Origin of the sequence: Rhodococcus sp. IEGM 1302 (genome assembly GCF_030056935.1) — a bacterium.
In the GTDB taxonomy this organism is placed as follows: domain Bacteria; phylum Actinomycetota; class Actinomycetes; order Mycobacteriales; family Mycobacteriaceae; genus Rhodococcus_F; species Rhodococcus_F qingshengii.
In genome coordinates, this window is the sequence record NZ_JASHKY010000005.1 from 104367 (window position 1) to 122742 (window position 18376).

An 18376-nucleotide genomic window follows, 5' to 3' on the forward strand; every position below is an offset into this window, starting at 1 on the left:
TTGGACCGAAGGGCTGCTGGGCAATTCGGTCTACCTGAACCTGAACCTGAACCTGAACCTGAACCTGGCCGTGTGCCCGTGCCCGTGCCTGCGCCGGTGCCCGTGCCCGTGCAGTCTTCGAGACGTGCTCTCGAGGCTGCGGATCCGCGGACTCCGGCGGCGGTGCTGTTCGAGATTGCGTCGAGTTCGCCGGAGTTGCGGCCGGCGATTGCTGCGAATCCGTCGACGTACGACGATCTTGTGACGTGGCTCGAAGCGCTGGGTGATCCGGCTGTGGATGTGGCGTTGGACCGAAGGGCTGCTGGGCAATTCGGTCTACCTGAACCTGAACCTGAACCTGCGACCGAGACGTTCATTTCGAGCGGACCGGAGTCCAGCTCCAGCGGCGAAATTGTGCAACCGTTCGCACCGCGATCGGCCGTGCCGCAATTTGCCGTGCCGCCACCGGACCCGGGGTATGGGCCGACCGGCGTTCCACTCCGGCCTGGTGGGTTTCGGCCGGCCGGAGCCGGGATACGAGTTGCCGCGCGGTTCATCGATTTTGCCATTCTCGCAGTTGTGTCGGTCGTCGGCGGAATGATCTCCACCGCGACGCTCGGAAACGGATTCGACTTCGATTCCTACCGGACAAGTTCGGGTCTGATCGGCCTCATGATCGGGATCGGTTCGATCGTGTACTTCGTATGGGGAGAGTCGGCATTCGGGGTAACCCTGGGCAAACTCGCCCTCGGAATAGGCGTTCGCTCGGTAGGAGGTGCGCGTCCGGCCCTGGCGCAGTCCTTCAAACGGAATGCATTCGTGATCCCCATGTACCTCGGATCGGCTGTTTCGGCGTTGGCCATGCTCGGTAGTGGTGACGAGCTCGTCGGCATGCTGAATTCGATGTCGTTGGGCAGTGTCGCGAGCATTCTCGGTTCTCTGGTAACAGTCGCTATTTCGATCGCGATCATCGTTTCGATCAGTAGCGCACCGGACGTCCGCGGCTTCCACGATCGGATGGCTGATGCCGTCGTCGTGGTCACCAGGCAGTGAGCGAGCACGCTTCGAGTGAAACAAGCACACCTTCAGGGCGTCAGCAGCTTCTTCTGGACCTTGCCCATAGCGTTGCGCGGCAAGCTGTCCACCAGACAAACCTGGCGTGGGCGCTTGTGGATCGACAGTGATTCGGCGACGAAGTCCGAAACCACAGCGCAGTCGGCTACGTCGCCGACGATGAAGGCGACTATGCGCTGGCCGAGATCGTCGTCCGGCATACCGACGACGGCGGCCTCGCGAACGCCGGGGTATGCCAGAAGTGCCTGTTCCACCTCGCCGGCACCGATGCGGTATCCACCGGACTTGATCATGTCGACCGACTCGCGACCTACGATGCGGTGGAATCCGCTGTCGTCGATCACCGCGATGTCGCCGGTGCGGAACCAGCCGTCTTCGGTCATGGATTCCGCTGTCTTCGAGGGGTTCCCGAGGTACTCGTCGAAGAGAACGGCGCCCGCAACTTCCAGTTGCCCAAGCTGCTCTCCGTCGTGCGCCGACAATTGGCCGTTCTCGCCGCGCAACCTCGTCCTGACTCCCGGAACGGCGTGCCCGACCCAACCCGGGCGACGTTCGCCGTCGTGCGTCGTGCTGACGGTGATGAGGGTTTCACTCATTCCGTAGCGCTCGACGGGAGCCAACCCGGTCAGCGATTTCATCCGCTCGAACAATGGAACCGGAAGTGGTGCACTTCCGGACACGAGCAAGCGCGCGGATCGCAATGCTGCTGCCGCCGAGGGATCACCGCACACGCGTGACCAGACGGTCGGAACACCGAAGTACAACGAGCCACCCGCTGCGGCATACGAATCCGGAGTTGGTCTGAAGGTATGAATCAGTGGCGAACCCACGCGCAAGGCGCCCAACACGCCGAGAATCAACCCGTGGACGTGGAAGAGGGGCAGTCCGTGGACGAGTGTGTCCTCTGGCGTCCAATTCCACACATGAGCGAGCGCGTCGAGATCCGCTGCGATCGATGCTCGCGAGAGGACAACGCCTTTCGGAGCTCCGGTGGTTCCTGAGGTGTACATGATCAGTGCGGTAGCTGCCGCGCTCGGTTCGGGATAGGACGTCGCAGATCGCGCGTGAATATCGATGGGAATCAACGGGATACTCGAATCCGACGGTCCGTCTCCGAGTATCAGTTCGGCCTGGGAATCGGCGATGATGTGCTGACGTTCGAGCGGGCCGGAGTCCGGCGGGATCGGGACCACGGCAACACCGGCGATCAGTGTGCCGGCGACGGCGACCACTGTCTCGAGGCCGGCGGCGGCTTGTACTGCCACTCGCTGTGCACCGTGGATTCGATCGGCGACCGCGGTGGCGGCGGCAAACAAGTCGGCGCGAGAGAGGGTTGCGCCTTCGCCGAAACTGACCGCCGCTCCGTGATCGTCGAAGATGCGGGGGTCGAGGGAGCGCAGAAGTGTGGATTCGCTGTTCATCGCGAGTTCCCTTTCTTTGAGCGAAGATTCAGACGGACCATGGAACAACGAACAGCAGCCAGGCGAGAATCGGCGTCACCACCATGATGGTCATGCCCCACCGCATCGTCAGCCCGAACACCACGTCGCGTTCTTCCGGAGCGGCGTTCGCGACCACCAGCGCGCCGTTGGTCGAGAACGGACTGCAATCGACCAGAGACGAGGAGATTGCCAGCGCGATGACCAGACCGGTTGCATTGACCTGACCGGTCATGAGGAATGGAATTGCCAAAGGGATGAGTGCGCCGAGGATTCCCGTGGTGGATGCAAACGCCGACACGATCGCGCCGATCAGGCAGATCAAGAAGGCTGCGAGAAGTGGAATCCCCACGTGTGCAACAGAATCCCCGAGCCACTGGACGGTGTTCTGGTTCTGCAGAAGAGCGACGTACGTGACGATTCCGCCGATGAGGAGCACGGTGCCCCAGCTGATCTTGTCGACGGCGCCGCGGGCGGAGGCAGGGAAGATCAGGGTGAGAAGTACCGCGACGGTCAGTGCGGTGAATCCGACGTCGAGGTCGAACACCAAGGCGCCGAGTGCAAGCGACGCCAGTCCGAGCAGGGTGAGTCGCCGCTCGAGGTTGAGTGCTCCCTCGTGCGGAGCGGTCCCACCCGAGGACTTGCCGCCACCCTTCGAGCTGTCGCCGGAACCCGAACCGGTGATGGTGTCGCCACCGCCAGACGCGTTGCCGACTGCGCTGACGAGCACGCGCTCCGAGGCGCCGCGTGCAATCAATGCGCGACCGCCGAACGAGACGTACGCGATTGCGGCAACAACGGCCGCGGCCGCGAAGGTCGAGACGAACAGCAAGGCCGGGCTCGACGGGAGGCCGTTCTGACGCATGACGTCGTTGGTGATCACGCCGAAGATTCCGATAGGGGAGAAGCTGCCCGCAGTTGCGCCCTGGACGACCATGAAGCCCATCAGCATGGGGTGGATCCGGTAGCGGGTGGCGAAGCCCATTGCCACCGGCGCGATGATGGCGACGGCAGCGGGACTGACCGCGCCCATGGCGGTCACGGCTGCGCACACCGCGAACATCGCCCACGGCACGAGGGCCACTCGTCCTCTGACCGCGCGGACTGCCGCGTGAATGATCCAGTCGACCGTGCCGTTGTTTCTGGCCAGCGCGAACAGGTAGGTGACGCCGACCAGGATGACGAAGAGGCTGGCCGGGAAGCCGTCGAGGATCTCGCTGGTATCGACGGTGAAGACCAGTGTTCCGACGACGAAGGCAGCCACCAGGGCGAGCGCACCCATGTTCACCGACCTCACGGTGGATATGACGAACACCAGGACAAGTACTGACAGGGCTATGACATTTGCCATCGAACTCTCAATCCGTTCGCGACCAGCTTGTGGTCTGCATCACTTGGAATTGGCCTAGCCTCTCTGCCACTGCTCCATTTGTCAAGTACACTCCGAGGCATGAATTCGACGTCATCGCCCGGCTCGCGCTCGGGCCTGCCCGGACGATTGAAGCGTCCGCGTCTGTATGAGCAGTTGGCCGAGCACATTTCGAATTTCATCGAGGCTCAAGGCCTTTCGCCCGGCGATCGGCTTCCTCCCGAACGCAGCCTGGCTGCCGAACTCGGCGTCAGTCGAGCGTCGCTGGCTCAAGCGCTCGTGGCCCTCGAGATTCGGGGCAGAGTCGAAATCCAGCACGGTAACGGTGCGGTGATTCGCGAAGCTCCGACGCCCGACGCGGGTAGGTCTGCAGACTCGGGAGTGCGGTTGCAAGACCGAACCGTCGATGAACTGACTGCTGCCAGGGAGGCGATCATGGCCGGCCTGGCTCGGGCGGCGGCGTCGAATCCCAACGCTGCGCTTCGGGTCGCGATGTTGACCGACGACGGGACCGCGAGAAACTTCGCCGAGACATGGCGCTGCGTCAGGCACCTGGCCGGTGGCGGCCTATTGGCTGATCTCGACGACACCATCGCCAAGCAGGCAGACGTGCCCGAGTCCTCGGCGCGACTGTCTGCGCGACTCGATCAGCTCGCCCACCGGATCATCGACGGTGACCAATCGGGCGCCGCTGACGCTGTTGCGGGAATCCTCTCCGAAACGGCCTGACGAATAACGACGGACGAGCGTCGGAAAAGCGCACGATAACCACTATGAGCATGTTCGCTCACAGGAAACTGTGCTGCGACGTAGCCCGGGAACCTGATCGGCAATGCGCACGTTGAACACAGTGACGACCGTTCCAACCAAGCGGCACGGCCGCTGGCGGGCATCGATGGGGCCGATCGCGGTAACCTGCAGGTGTCCGGTTGGCAGCCGGAAGGCGACCTGGCAGACCCGCACTCTCGAAAGGACCGGCCACATCGGCCGACCTGTATGAACCGTAAGACTGTGTTCCGTAACGTGCTACTCGTAGCCGTCGTGCTGTTGGTGATCTATGCCTTCAGCTACTTCAGCAACGACACCCGCGACTTCAAGACCGTCGACACCTCGGTCGCGATCTCCCAACTCGACGCCAAGAACGTTGAGTCGGCGCAGATCGACGACCGTGAGCAGCAGGTTCGTCTGTGGCTCAAGAACGGCAACGACGCCACCGACGGTAAGACGCAGATCCTGGCGAAGTACCCCGCGAGTGCGTCGGAGCAGATCTTCGACAAGGTCGAAGGCGCCGGTGCGGACAAGTTCAACACGACGGTCACTCAGGAGAGCTGGCTGACGTCGATCCTTCTATTCGTGCTGCCGATGATCATTCTGTTCGGCATCTTCTTCTTCGTCATGAACCGGATGCAGGGCGGCGGTGGTCGCGGCGGAGTCATGGGATTCGGTAAGTCGAAGGCCAAGCAGCTCACCAAGGACATGCCGAAAACCACGTTCGCCGACGTCGCCGGTGCGGACGAGGCTGTCGAAGAGCTGTACGAGATCAAGGACTTCCTGCAGAACCCGGCTCGCTACCAGGCGCTCGGCGCCAAGATTCCGCGCGGTGTGCTGCTGTACGGCCCTCCCGGAACCGGTAAGACGCTGCTCGCTCGCGCTGTCGCAGGCGAAGCCGGCGTCCCGTTCTTCACCATCTCCGGCTCGGACTTCGTCGAGATGTTCGTCGGTGTCGGTGCTTCGCGTGTTCGCGACATGTTCGAGCAGGCCAAGCAGAACAGCCCCTGCATCATCTTCGTCGACGAGATCGACGCCGTCGGTCGTCAGCGCGGCGCAGGCCTGGGCGGCGGACACGACGAGCGCGAGCAGACGCTCAACCAGTTGCTCGTCGAGATGGACGGCTTCGGTGATCGCACCGGCATCATCTTGATCGCCGCAACCAACCGCCCCGACATCCTCGACCCCGCACTGCTGCGTCCGGGACGCTTCGATCGCCAGATTCCGGTCGGCGCCCCCGACCTCGCCGGTCGCCGCGCGATCCTGCGCGTGCACTCGCAGGGCAAGCCGATCGATCCCAACGCCGACCTCGAAGGTCTCGCCAAGCGGACCGTCGGAATGTCGGGTGCTGATCTCGCCAACGTCATCAACGAGGCTGCGCTGCTCACCGCACGCGAAAACGGAACCGTCATCACCGAAGCCTCGCTCGAGGAATCGGTGGACCGTGTTGTCGGTGGACCGCGGCGTAAGAGTCGCATCATCAGCGAGCACGAGAAGAAGATCACGGCGTACCACGAGGGCGGTCACACGCTGGCTGCTTGGGCAATGCCTGACATCGAGCCGGTCTACAAGGTCACGATCCTCGCTCGCGGACGCACCGGCGGCCACGCGATGACCGTGCCCGAGGACGACAAGGGTTTGATGACGCGTTCGGAGATGATCGCTCGTCTCGTCATGGCAATGGGTGGACGCGCCGCCGAGGAGTTGGTGTTCCACGAGCCCACCACCGGAGCGTCGTCCGATATCGACATGGCGACCAAGATCGCCCGCGCGATGGTCACCGAATACGGCATGAGTGCCAAGCTCGGCGCGGTTCGCTACGGACAGGAGGGCGGGGATCCGTTCCTCGGCCGTTCGATGGGCGTTCAGTCCGACTACTCACACGAGATCGCCCGTGAAATCGACGAAGAGGTGCGCAACCTCATCGAGGCAGCGCACACCGAAGCGTGGGCAATCCTCAACGAGTACCGCGATGCGCTCGACCTCATCGCTACCGAACTGCTCGAGCGTGAGACGTTGACTCGCAAGGACCTCGAGAAGATCCTTGCCGGCGTCGAAAAGCGTCCGCGCATCACGGCTTTCAACGATTTCGGTGGGCGCACGCCTTCGGATCGTCCGCCGGTGAAGACTCCTCGCGAACTCGCGATCGAGCGCGGCGAAACCTGGCCGGAGCCCGCTGCCGCACCTGTTCTCGTCAAGGCAGGTGCACCCAACAGCGGTGCACCCAACGGTGGTCTCCCCAACAACGGTGGTCTCCCCAACAACGGCAACCAGGGGCCCTCGAACGGCTACGCACAGCCTTCGTACCCGCAGCCGAGTGCTCCGCAGCAGACTCCGCAACCGGGAACACCCGACTACGGAGCGCCCGCCGGATGGTCGGCACCGGGTTGGCCTCCGCGTGAGAACCCGTCGCCGACGTACCCCGGACAGCAGTCGGGTGGGTACACCGGTGGACAGAATCCGACCCCGCCGAACCAGTCGCAGGGCCAGTACGGTCAGCCCCAACACGGTCAGCCCCAGCCCGATCAGGGGCAGTACGGCCAGCCGCACCCGGGGCAGCAGGCGTACCCGGAGCAGCCGCATCCCGGCCGCCGTTACCCCGCGCAGCCCGATTACCCGGTGCAGTACCCGGACAGTGGACCTTTCGCCGATCCGAACCGGGGAAACCCGTCGGGTGAAAACCAGTGGCAGAGCCCCGCACCGGAACAGCCGCAAACTCCTCCGCCGCACCATTCGGCTGAGGACGAGGGACCGAGCACCGTTCGCTGGGACGGACCGGACGGATCTCGCTGACCTTGCGCCACTAGGCTCTGCGGCGGGGGACCTGTGAACAATTCTCGAGGAGAGTTCGGTTGTCGGTGAATGATGTGGCCAGTGAACTGGTGTCGCTCGGAACGGGCCGCCCGTTCGATCAGGCGCGGGCAGAGGCTGCCGTACGGGAATTGTTGATCGCGGTCGGTGAAGATCCGGAGCGCCCAGGCCTGCTCGATACGCCGGCCCGGGTTGCGCGCTCGTACAAGGAGATCTTCGCGGGTCTGTACTCCGAACCCGACGACGCGTTGAACACAACTTTCGACGAGGGTCACCAGGAGTTGGTGCTCGTGCGAGACATTCCGATGTTCTCGACGTGCGAGCACCACCTGGTGTCCTTCCACGGTGTTGCTCACGTTGGCTACATCCCGGGAAAGTCGGGCAAGGTCACCGGTTTGTCGAAGCTCGCGCGCGTCGTCGACCTGTACGCCAAGCGTCCGCAGGTTCAAGAACGCCTGACCAGTCAGATCGCGGATGCTTTGATGCGCAAGCTCGACCCGCGTGGAGCCATCGTCGTCATCGAAGCCGAGCATCTGTGCATGGCGATGCGCGGTATCCGCAAGCCCGGAGCCAGCACGACCACGTCTGCGGTTCGTGGGCTCCTGCAATCCAGCGCGGCCTCGCGGTCCGAAGCGCTGGACCTCATCCTGCGTAAGTGAGCAAGATGTCCGCGGCTCCCGTTGCAGGCAGCGATCCGGCCCGGATGGTCGTGATGGGGATTCTGAACGTCACCGCCGATTCGTTTTCCGACGGTGGTCAATTTCTCGATCGTGACGCGGCGATCGCTCGCGGACTCGAACTGCAACGCATCGGCGTCGACATCGTCGACGTCGGCGGCGAGTCGACGCGTCCCGGAGCCACCCGCGTCGATCCGAAACTCGAGGCGGACCGAATTGCCCCGGTGATCGAAGAACTGGTGGCAGCCGGAATTCGCGTCAGCGTCGACACGATGCGTGCTTCCGTCGCCGCCGCCGCGATCGAAGCGGGCGCAGGCATCGTCAACGACGTATCGGGTGGTCGCGCAGACCCCGACATGGCCTCCGTTGTGGCCGACGCCGGAGTGCCCTGGATCCTCATGCATTGGCGCTCGGCCGGTGACTATGTCCATCGTGGCAGCGCCGATCACTACGACGACGTGGTCCGCGATGTCCGTGACGAACTGCTGTCGCAGGTCGATCTGGCGTTGAAGGCGGGGGTCGATTCGTCGTCGATCATCCTCGACCCCGGCCTCGGGTTCGCTAAGAACGCCGACCACAACTGGGCACTGTTGCGTGCACTACCCGAGTTCAACGCGACCGGATTCCCGGTACTGGTCGGCGCTTCCCGAAAGCGGTTCCTCGGGTCTCTGCTCAGCGATCCCGACGGCAATCCGCGTCCACCTGGTGGCCGCGAGACTGCGACGGCCGTGGTCTCCGCCCTTGCAGCGCGCGAAGGCGCCTGGGGAGTTCGGGTGCACGACGCACAAGCTTCGCTCGACGCCATTGCCGTGGTCGACGCCTGGAACCGTGGACGAGAAAGGGCCTGACATGGGGGACCGAATCGAATTGCGCGGACTGAAGGTTCGCGGCAATCACGGAGTGTTCGACCACGAGAAGCGTGACGGTCAGGACTTCTTCATCGACATCACCGTATGGATGGACTTGGCTCCCGCCGCGGCGTCGGACGACCTGACGCAGACCCTGCACTACGGCGAGTTGGCGGAAGCCGCCGCAGCGATAGTCGCCGGCCCGTCGCGCGATCTCATCGAGACCGTCGCCGCTGAGATCGCCGACGACGTCATGAAAGATTCGCGAGTCGAGAGCGTCGAGGTTGTTGTCCACAAACCGTCGGCACCGATTCCGCTGGTTTTTGCGGACGTCGCCGTCGTCGCACATCGGACCAGATCGGCATGACGCGCGCTGTTCTGTCGATCGGTTCCAACATCGGCGACAGTGTGGCTCACCTACAGTCCGTTGTCGACGGGTTGGGCAGCGCCGTCGTTGCTGTCTCACCGGTCTACTCGACCGCGCCGTGGGGTGGCGTCGAGCAGCAGGATTTCTACAACGCGGTGGTGGTGGTCGACGATCCCGAAGCCGATGCCGCTGAATGGCTTCGCCGCTCGCAAGCTCTCGAGGAAGCCGCAGACCGGGTGCGCGAACAGCGGTGGGGGCCACGGAGCCTGGACGTGGACGTAGTCGACTGCGAAGGCGTCGTCAGTTCCGATCCCGTGCTCACACTTCCGCATCCGCGCGCGCATCTTCGGGCATTCGTTCTCGTTCCCTGGCTGGACGTCGAGCCTGACGCGACGCTGATCGTCGACGGCCAGAAGTTGCCGGTGGCACAAATTCTCGACGGTCTCGATCGCACTGAGCGCGAAGGTGTCCGCACTACCGATGTGGTGCTTGCGCGGTGACCGAAAACGACAAGGGTTTGAAGCCGACCCGGATCAGTGAACTCGCGGTACTCGCCGCAGTGGCGGCCGTGGCCACCTGGATTCTGATTCGCGTGTTCTACGGTTCGATGCCGCCCATCCCTGTTTATGCGGGAGCGTCGCTGTACTTCGTGGCCGTTGCCGAGGCCGTCTTCGCTTTTGTCATTCGTTCACGCGTCAAGAACCGGCAGGTCGGCGACGGGCTCAGACAGCTTCATCCGATCACCGCCGCCCGAGCGCTGGCATTGGCCAAAGCATCCGCTTTGGTCGGTTCAGCTACCGTCGGTGTCTGGGTCGGAGTGCTGGTGTATCTCATCCCACAGCGCTCGGTTCTGCAGGCTGCAGCCTCCGACACGCCGGGCGCGTGGGTGGGGTTGGGCGCCGCAATTGCGCTGGTAGCGGCAGCTCTGTGGCTCGAACATTGTTGCAAGACGCCGGAAGATACACCTGACGAGCCTGCGCACTGACAGCCTGGTCGGCAAATCACCCACCGAGGTACGTGGCGACCCCGGTCTCGGCAAGTACCCTGGCAACCATGACAAATTCTGGTCGATCGAAGTCTGCGCGCCGAAGCAAGCGCAGCGCGAGCCAGATGATCATTGCTGCTCTTCTGGCACTTGCTGTCATTGCTTCGCTGTTTCTGATTTTCAGCAACAGCGTTCAGCTTCTTCGGGTGGGTCTGGTCGTCGCTCTGTGGGCAGCCACCCTCGGCGCTATCGCCATGACCAAGTATCGGCGTGAGTCGGCACTGGACAAAGCCAAGGTTGCCGATCTGCAGACCGTGTACGAACTGCAGCTCGAACGTGAAATTTCTGCTCGACGCGAGTACGAACTGAGCGTCGAAGGTCGCGTGCGACGTGAGGTGACCGCGGACGCGGAGGAACTGGCCGGCCTGCGCGCCGAATTGGTGGCGCTGCGCCGAAACCTCGAAGCACTGTTCGAAGGTGGGCTGCTGCCCGAACAGACCGCGCTCAAGACCGATTCGACGCGAGTGCCGGAACTTGGCGGTAGTTCGTACGGCGCGTACCAGCCGGCACCGTCGGGGTTGTACGTTCCCGGCGCCGGCCAGAGCGGGCCCAGCCAACCGGCACCGAACGTCGGCGGCTTGGCTTCGCCCAACGACGATCCGGTGACTGCTGAGACAACCGTCGTGTTCGCGGAGACGTCGTGGCGTGACAGCAGCTTCGTGGCGCCGCGCGTCATCCCGACCCAGAAGTCTCGAGAGACGCAGAAGCCACAAGAGACGCAGAAGCCCCAGAGCGGGAACCAAGCACCGAGTTCTCCGGTGAGTTCCTCGCCGACACGAACGGTGAAAGACGTTTCGGTGAAGAAGGATTCGGAGCCGGTCGCGCCGGTCGAGCCTGAAGTCAAGGCTCCCGCCCAGGCCCCGAACATCGAAGATGCCGTCATCGAAGACGCTGTCGTCGAAGAGGTGCCCGAGGTTGTTCCCGCGGTTGTTCCCGAAGCTGTCGCGGAAGCTGAACCCGAATCCGCTGCGGAGCCTGACGCGGAGCCGCGACGTCGTCGCCGTGCTGCCCCGGAAGATGCCGCCAGTGGTGCTCATTCCAACGGATTGACCGTCGCCGAAATCATGGCAAACCTGAGTTCGAACAACCCGTCCGAAGGCTCCGGTCGACGCCGTCGCCGAGAGGACTGAGTCGCAGATCACTCGCCCGGCCATGGCATGACGGTTCGGGCGAAGGATATCCTCGGACGCAGAACGTCTGGTACCCGCCGAGCGGGACTGGAACGAACGAGAGGAATCCGGTGACTTCCTTCGGGATCACTAATGGACCTGCACCTGCGCGATTGACGGTAGGAATTGTCTCAGCAGGCCGGGTCGGAACAGCTGTCGGTGCCGCATTGGAGCGAGCCGGTCATGTTGTCAGCGCTTGCTCCGCCGTCTCCAGCGCCTCGGTTGCCCGCGCTGTGAAGCGGCTTCCCGATACCGAAATTCTTCCGGCTGCCGACGTCGCAGCTCGTTCCGAGTTGCTGATTCTCGCCGTTCCTGACGATCAGCTTGCGGATCTTGTTCGAGGTCTGGCGGCCACCCATGCCGTCAAGCCGGGCACGCTCGTCGCCCATACGTCCGGTGCCAACGGGATCGCGATCCTGACTCCACTCACCGAACTGGGCGCACTACCCCTGGCTATCCATCCGGCGATGACGTTCACCGGTCACGACGAGGACACCGCACGGCTGTCGTCGGCATGCTTCGGAATCACCGCTGCCGACGACATCGGTTACGCGATCGCGCAGTCACTGGTCCTCGAGATCGGCGGCGAGCCCGTCCGAGTGCGCGAGGAGAACCGCGCGCTCTACCACGCCGCACTGGCTCACGGCAGTAATCACCTGGTCACGCTCGTGGTCGACGCCGTCGAGGCCCTGCGAGCGTCGTTGCAAGGTGACGAGCTGCTCGGTCAGCAGTTGGTCGACGGCGATCCGGGTGGAGTGGCCGAGCGAGTCCTGCAGCCGCTGCTGTCGGCGGCCTTGGACAACGCGCTACGACGCGGTCCCTCGGCGTTGACCGGCCCGGTGGCACGCGGCGACGCTGCTGCTGTCGACACACATTTGCGCGTACTGACAGACCTGGATCCGGAGCTCGCTGCCGGCTATCGGGCGATGTCCTTGCGATCGGCCCAGCGGGTGGGCGCCCCCACCGAATTGTTCGACATCTTGACTGAAACGGGAGGTGACCGTCGTGAGTGATCTGCAGGGCGGATACAAGCGCGGCGAACTGACGGTGCACCACGATCCGGACAAGCTTCGGCGCGTCTCGCGGGCACTGCGAGGTGTCGGGCGTCAGGTGGCGCTCGTTCCGACGATGGGTGCGCTGCATGCCGGCCACATCGAACTGGTTCGTCAGGCCAAGGTCACCGGCGCCGTCGTGATCGTTTCCATCTTCGTGAACCCGCTCCAGTTCGGTGCCGGCGAAGATCTGGATGCGTACCCGCGCACTCTCGATGCGGATCTCGACCTGTTGCGCGCCGAGGGCGTCGAATTGGTGTTCGCGCCGAGCGCCAAGACGATGTACCCGCGTGGTCAGCGCACCACCATCGTGCCGGGCCCGTTGGGTAGCGAACTCGAAGGCGGAGCGCGCCCCACTCACTTCGCGGGAATGCTGACGGTAGTGGCGAAGCTGCTGCAGATCGCGGCACCCAATCACGCGTACTTCGGTGAGAAGGACTACCAGCAGCTGACGCTCATCCGTCAGATGGTGTGGGATCTCAACTTCGATGTACAGATCATCGGAGTTCCGACGGTTCGCGAGTTCGACGGCCTCGCGTTGTCCTCTCGCAATCGCTACCTCGACGAGAACCAGCGCGCGGCAGCGGTCGCGCTGTCCGCCGCTCTGATCGCCGGTGCACACGCGGCGGCTGGGGGAGCGGAAGCAATCCTGGAAACCGCACGCGCTGTTCTGGCAGCTGTTCCGGAAATCGAGGTCGACTACCTCGAGGTTCGGGGCGTCGATCTGGGCCCCGCGCCCGAGCGAGGTGACGGTCGACTGTTGGTGGCCGCCAAGCTCGGAACCACCCGTTTGATCGACAACGTCGGTGTCGCGGTGGGAACCGGCTTCCTCGAGCGTGACACCGACCCATCCGCCGACGCCATCGACGACCTGCTGTCTCACTGAGCACTTTTCACGAGTAAGGACCTGGATATGTTTCGCACGATGATGAAGTCGAAGATCCACCGCGCCACCGTGACTCACGCCGACCTGCATTACGTCGGCTCCGTCACCGTCGACCAGGATCTGATGGACGCCGCAGACCTCCTCGAAGGCGAACAGGTGTGCATCGTCGACATCGACAACGGTGCGCGTCTCGAGACGTATGTCATTGCCGGCGAGCGCGGAACCGGTGTCATCGGAATCAATGGTGCGGCAGCGCATCTGGTCAAGCCAGGCGACCTGGTCATCCTCATCGCCTACGGCGTGATGAACGAGCAGGAAGTCAAGGAGTACTCCCCGCGCGTAGTCTTCGTCGATGCCGACAACAAGCAGATCGAACTCGGTTCCGACCCGGCTCACGCGCCGGAGGGTTCGGGTCTGATCACCCCACGCATGCTGTCGACGCTCGAGGCCTCGCGCGAATCCAGCCTGGTGTAATCCATGCTGCTCACGGTCGACGTCCGGAACACCAACATCGTTCTCGGTCTGTTCTCCGGGACTGGTGAGTATTCGAAGCTGTTGCAGGACTGGCGAATGCGAACCGATCCTCGGATGACTGCCGACGAGTTGGCGTTGACCTTCCGTGGGCTGTTGGGTTCTCATGTCGATCAGATCACCGGCGTTGCGGCGCTGTCGACAGTGCCGTCCGTCTTGCGTGAAATCCGTGTGATGCTCGAGCGGTACTGGGGTCACGTTCCCCATGTGGTGGTCGAACCGGGTATTCGCACCGGTGTGCCACTGCTGGTGGACAACCCCAAAGAGGTGGGAGCCGACCGGATCGTCAACAGCCTTGCCGCTCATCATCTTTACGAGGGGCCATGCATTGTCGTGGACTTCGGTACGTCGACCTGTGTCGACGTCGTTTCCGCCAAGGGTGAGTTTCTGGGCGGCTGCATCGCGCCCGGACTCGAGATCTCGACCGATGCCTTGGCGTCGCAGTCCGCGGCGCTGCGCAAGGTCGAATTGGTGCGCCCGCGTTCGGTGGTCGGCAAGAATACCGTCGAATGCATGCAGTCCGGTGCGGTATTCGGCTTTGCGGGCCTCGTCGACGGATTGGTCAACCGCGTCCGCGACGAACTACCGGAGTTCGGTGGTGACGACGTCTCCGTGATCGCGACCGGGGACAGCGCACCGCTGATCATTCCCGAGTCCGACACCATCGATCACCTCGAACGGGACCTCACCCTCGAGGGGCTGAGGTTGGTCTTCGAGCGCAATCAGGCGCGTCGTGGATCCGGTCGACGACCCGTCGCCTGATCGATGGTTTCGTTCCAGCGGTTTCGCGATTGCAAAAGTTATGCCACAATGGTGCTCGTGAATCGCTGCATGGGTGCTCAGGAGTGTTGTCGAGGCTGACCGCTGCCTTGACCAATTCACATTCCTTGGAGCTAGCTCGTGCTATCCACATATTCTGCAGATCTCTCTGTTTTGGCCCCGACTCTTACTGCTGACCGTGCTGTTTCCGCAGGTCGTAGCGCTAACCGTGGGGCGTCCGGACGTCGCCCGAGTGGTGCGTCGTTGCCTACCCGCCTTCGCCCGGCCGATCTGCTGCGTCTGACCGACGAGGGAGCAAACGGCGTGCTCGACGGCCGTTTCGATCACCTCATCCCCGACACCTTCCCGACGCTCGACCGTTGGTCCACCCGCTTGCACGCGGACGACGACGTCGATGTGTGGCTCATCAGTTGGGTGCCCGAACGCAACACCGAATTGCACGACCACGCAGGCTCGTTCGGTGCCTTGACCGTCCTCAGTGGTTCGCTCACCGAATTCCGTTGGGCCGGTGACGCCCTGGTGGAACGCCAGCTCGACGCCGGCGATCAGGCTTCGTTCCCGCTCGGATGGGTTCACGATGTCGTGCGTTCGACGGATGCTCCCGGTGCTCCGATCGAAATCAGCTCTGATGCACCGACTCTGAGCGTTCACGCCTACTCGCCGCCGCTGACGGCAATGTCCTTCTACGAAGTGACGGATCACCGGACACTTCGCCGCACCCGTACCGAGCTGACCGACCTGCCCGAGGGGGGCACCAAATGACCATCGACCAAATGCTCGACGACGCTCGCGCACAGATCGATCGTATGTACGTCTTCCAGCTCACCGAAGCCTTCCACCGCGGCGCGATCTTCGTCGACATTCGCCCGCAGGCGCAGCGCGCCATCGAGGGAACTCTTCCCGGTGCACTCGCGATCGAGCGAAACGTGCTCGAATGGCGCCTCGACCCCACCAGCAGCGCACACCTCGCGTTGGCCACCGACCACGACGTCGAGTGGGTGATCGTCTGCTCCGAGGGTTACACCTCGAGCCTGGCCGCAGCGTCGTTGCAGCAGTTGGGTCTGCACAAGGCCACCGATCTCGTGGGTGGATACCAGGCGATCAAGGCCGCCGGCCTGCTCGGTGCGCTCAGCGGAGTGCGTCATTGCTCCCGCGAGTTGGCGGCTGTGTCAGCTCATTGAGGTATTTGCTGTGCGCCTTTATTAACCGCGGGCGGTTAATAAAGGCGCACAGCGGGTCTGGCGGTACATCTTCGGGCTCATTCCGTGATGACGGGTGAACGCGGTTGTGAGGGCGAAGGGGCTCGAGTAACCCACTTCTCGCGCGATCGACGACACCGTTCGTGCCGGGTCTGCGAGCAGATCTGCCGCCACCGACAAGCGCCACTCGGTCAGGTAGCCAACCGGTCCGATCCCCATGAGACCGGTGAACCGGCGCGCGAAGGCCGCTCGCGAACAGCCGGCCTCCTGGGCCAAAGCCGCGACCGTCCAGGGGTGTTCCGGCCGATTGTGTATGAGCCGCAAGGCATGCCCGATGATGGGATCCTCGTAGGCCTTGATCCATCGCGGCGATCGATCCGGGTTCGCCGCGAACCAGGTACGGACCGCCGAGATCAGAACCAGGTCGAGGAGCCTGTCCAACAACACTTCCTGTCCGGGCCCGTCGGCGGCGATCTGTTGTTCCAGAAGGTTTGTCATCGGCGCGGTTTCGATGCTGCGTCGTACTACCGCGACGGGTGTCAGGCTGTCGAGGATCTGACGGCTGACATAGGAGTCCAAACGGTATGTGCCCGTGAGCATGACGGTCTGACCACTGGTCGAGTTGCCCCAGGTGCGAACGCCGAGAACCGACATGTCCTCGAGTGCTGTGCCGTCGACCGCGGCGCAATTCTGTGCTTCGTCGATCAGTACGTGGACTGGTGTGTCCGGGTGATCGGCGACCGTATACGGATCGGGGCCGCGCAACAGTGCAACGTCGCCGGCCTCGAGATCTTCTGTCTGTCCGGTGTCGGAGACGACGACCGCGCTGCCTCGAACCAGAACCAGCACGGTGATCGGTGCGTGGTCCTCGATACGTAATGACCACGGTGGATCGAGCAGCGAGCGCAGTAGAAAAGCGCCCTCCGCCCGCGATCCGGCCAGCATCATCGACAATGCATCCATGCTTCGACGGTAGACGCTGGCGTATGTTTTTGCGACCTTCGGCTATGGATCGTATTGACGCTCCGCGGTCGAATGAGTGCATGACGACAACAAGCGACATTCAATCGGCAGTAGTGATCGGTGGTACCGGCAAGACCGGTGCGCGCGTTGCGCAGAGGCTGACGGCGGTGGGAATCCGTACCCGAATCGCATCGAGAACATCCGGGGCGTGTTTCGACTGGAACGATCAGACGACGTGGCAGCCAGCAGTGTCCGGCGTCGACGTGGCATATGTGACGTATGCGCCAGATCTGGCTGTTCCGGAATCGAGCGCCCACATCGAGGAGTTCGCGGAGCTTGCGTACCGCGAAGGGGTTCGTCGCATGGTGCTCCTGTCCGGGCGCGGTGAACCGGCGGCGCAGAAAGCCGAGCAGGTTCTCGCCGACAGCGGTCTGGAATGGGCTGTGGTGCGGGCCAGTTGGTTTGCCCAGAACTTCAGTGAGGGGTACCTACTCGATCCGATTCGGGAAGGCCACCTGGCACTTCCGGTCGGTGAGGTGGGGGAGCCGTTCATCGACGTCGACGATCTCGCCGACGTGGCGGTGGCCGCGTTGACTCGAACCCACCTCCTCGGCCGAGTTCTCGAGGTGACAGGTCCGGAGTTGCTCACTTTCGCGGCGGCGGTGGATGCGATTTCGACGGCGTCGGGTCGTCTCGTGACATTCGAAAGAATTGGACTCAAACAGTTTTCCGACGGCATGGCGGAGGTCGGCGTCCCGAGTGACGTCGTGGAGTTACTCATGTACCTGTTTGCCGAGGTTCTCGACGGACGAAATCAAAGTGTGACCGGCGTCGTCGAAGAGGTCCTGGAACGACCCGCTCGAGATTTCACCACTTTTGCCGGCGAGGCTGCCCGAACGGGGGTCTGGTCGTGAAGAAATCCGAGATCTTCTTGGAGCTGTTGCTCGGGGTGACTGCGCTCGGCGCGCTCGTTGCCGGTGGTGCGTTGTTTGCCTTCTCTTCCTTCGTGATGCCCGCCCTGCGGTCGGTGGATGCACATACCGCGATCACGTCGATGCAGGCGATCAACGTCGAAGCGCCGCGTAGTGCGTTGATGCTGCCGCTGGTCGGATCGGCGCTCACCGCGATCGCCGCTGGAATCTGGGCAGCGATCTCCAGACCGGACGGCTGGGTCCTTGCTGTCGTCGGTTGCGTCGGGGTGCTCGTGTCCTTCGCGGTGACCGCGATCTACCACGTCCCTCGCAACGACGCGTTTGCCTCGGTCAGCACTACCGACGCGGCCGCATGGGCGTCGTACGAGGTGGGTTGGACGGTGTGGAATCACGTTCGGGTCGGGCTGTACCTGCTGTCGGGAATCGTGCTCGCGGTTGCCGCGGTGCTACCAGCAACAAACGCGGTGGACACGGCCCAGTAGTCTTG

At 63.5% G+C, this 18376-nt stretch carries 20 protein-coding genes; 17 read left to right on the forward strand and 3 right to left on the reverse strand.

Translation table 11 applies throughout. The features are described from left to right. A partial coding sequence (locus tag QM609_RS11345; RefSeq protein WP_283337281.1) for an RDD family protein occupies positions 1-1032 on the forward strand: 1032 nt, incomplete at its 5' end. 32 nt (positions 1033-1064) lie between these two features. On the opposite strand, the gene QM609_RS11350 is transcribed toward QM609_RS11345, so the two are convergent. Both QM609_RS11350 and QM609_RS11355 read right to left on the reverse strand, forming a co-directional pair. Further along, the gene (locus QM609_RS11350) at positions 1065-2474 is read right to left on the reverse strand and encodes an acyl-CoA synthetase (RefSeq protein WP_050656733.1); all 1410 of its coding nucleotides are present in this window, start codon (positions 2472-2474) and stop codon (positions 1065-1067) included. A 28-nt stretch (positions 2475-2502) separates the two neighbouring features. Further along, the gene (locus tag QM609_RS11355; RefSeq protein WP_003945503.1) at positions 2503-3843 is read right to left on the reverse strand and encodes an SLC13 family permease; all 1341 of its coding nucleotides are present in this window, start codon (positions 3841-3843) and stop codon (positions 2503-2505) included. 99 nt (positions 3844-3942) lie between these two features. On the opposite strand from QM609_RS11355, the gene QM609_RS11360 reads away from it, so the two are divergent. The 14 genes from QM609_RS11360 to QM609_RS11425 all read left to right on the forward strand — a co-directional run bounded on the left by QM609_RS11360 (position 3943) and on the right by QM609_RS11425 (position 15976). Further along, a complete protein-coding gene (locus tag QM609_RS11360) occupies positions 3943-4590 on the forward strand; it encodes a FadR/GntR family transcriptional regulator (protein WP_007727006.1) in 648 nt (215 codons plus the stop codon). A gap of 267 nt (positions 4591-4857) precedes the next feature. Beyond that, positions 4858-7422, forward strand: a complete 2565-nt coding sequence (gene ftsH / locus QM609_RS11365) for an ATP-dependent zinc metalloprotease FtsH (RefSeq protein ID WP_050656734.1) — start codon at positions 4858-4860, stop codon at positions 7420-7422. A gap of 59 nt (positions 7423-7481) precedes the next feature. Next, positions 7482-8099 (forward strand): GTP cyclohydrolase I FolE, encoded by a 618-nt coding sequence (folE, locus tag QM609_RS11370; RefSeq protein ID WP_019746783.1) that lies wholly within the window; start codon positions 7482-7484, stop codon positions 8097-8099. A gap of 5 nt (positions 8100-8104) precedes the next feature. Next, positions 8105-8965: a dihydropteroate synthase gene (gene folP / locus QM609_RS11375; protein WP_020968349.1), complete on the forward strand. Its 861-nt coding sequence runs from the start codon at positions 8105-8107 to the stop codon at positions 8963-8965. 1 nt (position 8966) lies between these two features. Continuing rightward, on the forward strand, positions 8967-9332 hold the full coding sequence (gene folB / locus QM609_RS11380) for a dihydroneopterin aldolase (protein ID WP_003945780.1): 366 nt from the start codon (positions 8967-8969) through the stop codon (positions 9330-9332). Further along, complete coding sequence (gene folK, locus QM609_RS11385; protein ID WP_003945848.1) at positions 9329-9832, forward strand: 2-amino-4-hydroxy-6-hydroxymethyldihydropteridine diphosphokinase; 504 nt, start codon at positions 9329-9331, stop codon at positions 9830-9832. The genes folB and folK overlap by 4 nt, the downstream gene beginning before the upstream one ends. A gap of 17 nt (positions 9833-9849) precedes the next feature. Continuing rightward, positions 9850-10317 carry a DUF3180 domain-containing protein gene (locus tag QM609_RS11390; protein WP_153213529.1) on the forward strand — a complete coding sequence of 156 codons (468 nt, stop codon included), beginning with the start codon at positions 9850-9852 and terminating at the stop codon, positions 10315-10317. 68 nt (positions 10318-10385) lie between these two features. Next, positions 10386-11507 carry a DUF6779 domain-containing protein gene (locus tag QM609_RS11395; protein ID WP_179090775.1) on the forward strand — a complete coding sequence of 374 codons (1122 nt, stop codon included), beginning with the start codon at positions 10386-10388 and terminating at the stop codon, positions 11505-11507. A gap of 110 nt (positions 11508-11617) precedes the next feature. Then, positions 11618-12559, forward strand: coding sequence for a Rossmann-like and DUF2520 domain-containing protein (locus QM609_RS11400; RefSeq protein WP_003945822.1), 942 nt, complete (start codon positions 11618-11620; stop codon positions 12557-12559). Next, on the forward strand, positions 12552-13484 hold the full coding sequence (gene panC / locus QM609_RS11405) for a pantoate--beta-alanine ligase (protein WP_003945953.1): 933 nt from the start codon (positions 12552-12554) through the stop codon (positions 13482-13484). Before QM609_RS11400 ends, panC begins: the two co-directional genes overlap by 8 nt. Before the next feature lie 27 nt (positions 13485-13511). Beyond that, positions 13512-13958: an aspartate 1-decarboxylase gene (panD, locus tag QM609_RS11410; protein ID WP_003945761.1), complete on the forward strand. Its 447-nt coding sequence runs from the start codon at positions 13512-13514 to the stop codon at positions 13956-13958. Positions 13959-13961: 3 nt separating this feature from the next. After that, positions 13962-14777, forward strand: coding sequence for a type III pantothenate kinase (locus tag QM609_RS11415; RefSeq protein ID WP_007726991.1), 816 nt, complete (start codon positions 13962-13964; stop codon positions 14775-14777). A gap of 261 nt (positions 14778-15038) precedes the next feature. Beyond that, entirely contained in the window at positions 15039-15557 is a 519-nt protein-coding gene (locus tag QM609_RS11420; RefSeq protein ID WP_007726989.1) for a cysteine dioxygenase, read from the forward strand. Then, positions 15554-15976, forward strand: a complete 423-nt coding sequence (locus tag QM609_RS11425) for a rhodanese-like domain-containing protein (RefSeq protein ID WP_003945445.1) — start codon at positions 15554-15556, stop codon at positions 15974-15976. The genes QM609_RS11420 and QM609_RS11425 overlap by 4 nt, the downstream gene beginning before the upstream one ends. A gap of 21 nt (positions 15977-15997) precedes the next feature. Here the strand turns inward: QM609_RS11425 and QM609_RS11430 are convergent, their stop codons facing one another. Further along, positions 15998-16957, reverse strand: a complete 960-nt coding sequence (locus tag QM609_RS11430; protein ID WP_076948557.1) for an AraC family transcriptional regulator — start codon at positions 16955-16957, stop codon at positions 15998-16000. Positions 16958-17037: 80 nt separating this feature from the next. Here QM609_RS11430 and QM609_RS11435 point away from each other — a divergent pair, with 80 nt between their 5' ends. Together QM609_RS11435 and QM609_RS11440 are read left to right on the forward strand one after the other, a co-directional pair. Then, on the forward strand, positions 17038-17871 hold the full coding sequence (locus QM609_RS11435) for an NAD(P)H-binding protein (protein WP_076948558.1): 834 nt from the start codon (positions 17038-17040) through the stop codon (positions 17869-17871). Beyond that, positions 17868-18371 carry an anthrone oxygenase family protein gene (locus QM609_RS11440; RefSeq protein WP_076948559.1) on the forward strand — a complete coding sequence of 168 codons (504 nt, stop codon included), beginning with the start codon at positions 17868-17870 and terminating at the stop codon, positions 18369-18371. The genes QM609_RS11435 and QM609_RS11440 overlap by 4 nt, the downstream gene beginning before the upstream one ends. Positions 18372-18376 lie beyond the last annotated feature (5 nt).

What these genes read in the sequence shown, in the direction of transcription:
- QM609_RS11430 (WP_076948557.1), bottom strand. Translation starts at nt 16,957, where the DNA reads ATGGATGCATTGTCGATGATGCTGGCCGGATCGCGGGCGGAGGGCGCT.
- QM609_RS11415 (WP_007726991.1), top strand. Translation starts at nt 13,962, where the DNA reads ATGCTGCTCACGGTCGACGTCCGGAACACCAACATCGTTCTCGGTCTG.
- QM609_RS11350 (WP_050656733.1), bottom strand. Translation starts at nt 2,474, where the DNA reads ATGAACAGCGAATCCACACTTCTGCGCTCCCTCGACCCCCGCATCTTC.
- QM609_RS11360 (WP_007727006.1), top strand. Translation starts at nt 3,943, where the DNA reads ATGAATTCGACGTCATCGCCCGGCTCGCGCTCGGGCCTGCCCGGACGA.
- QM609_RS11435 (WP_076948558.1), top strand. Translation starts at nt 17,038, where the DNA reads ATGACGACAACAAGCGACATTCAATCGGCAGTAGTGATCGGTGGTACC.
- ftsH (WP_050656734.1), top strand. Translation starts at nt 4,858, where the DNA reads ATGAACCGTAAGACTGTGTTCCGTAACGTGCTACTCGTAGCCGTCGTG.
- folP (WP_020968349.1), top strand. Translation starts at nt 8,105, where the DNA reads ATGTCCGCGGCTCCCGTTGCAGGCAGCGATCCGGCCCGGATGGTCGTG.
- folB (WP_003945780.1), top strand. Translation starts at nt 8,967, where the DNA reads ATGGGGGACCGAATCGAATTGCGCGGACTGAAGGTTCGCGGCAATCAC.
- QM609_RS11395 (WP_179090775.1), top strand. Translation starts at nt 10,386, where the DNA reads ATGACAAATTCTGGTCGATCGAAGTCTGCGCGCCGAAGCAAGCGCAGC.
- panD (WP_003945761.1), top strand. Translation starts at nt 13,512, where the DNA reads ATGTTTCGCACGATGATGAAGTCGAAGATCCACCGCGCCACCGTGACT.
- QM609_RS11355 (WP_003945503.1), bottom strand. Translation starts at nt 3,843, where the DNA reads ATGGCAAATGTCATAGCCCTGTCAGTACTTGTCCTGGTGTTCGTCATA.
- folK (WP_003945848.1), top strand. Translation starts at nt 9,329, where the DNA reads ATGACGCGCGCTGTTCTGTCGATCGGTTCCAACATCGGCGACAGTGTG.
- QM609_RS11425 (WP_003945445.1), top strand. Translation starts at nt 15,554, where the DNA reads ATGACCATCGACCAAATGCTCGACGACGCTCGCGCACAGATCGATCGT.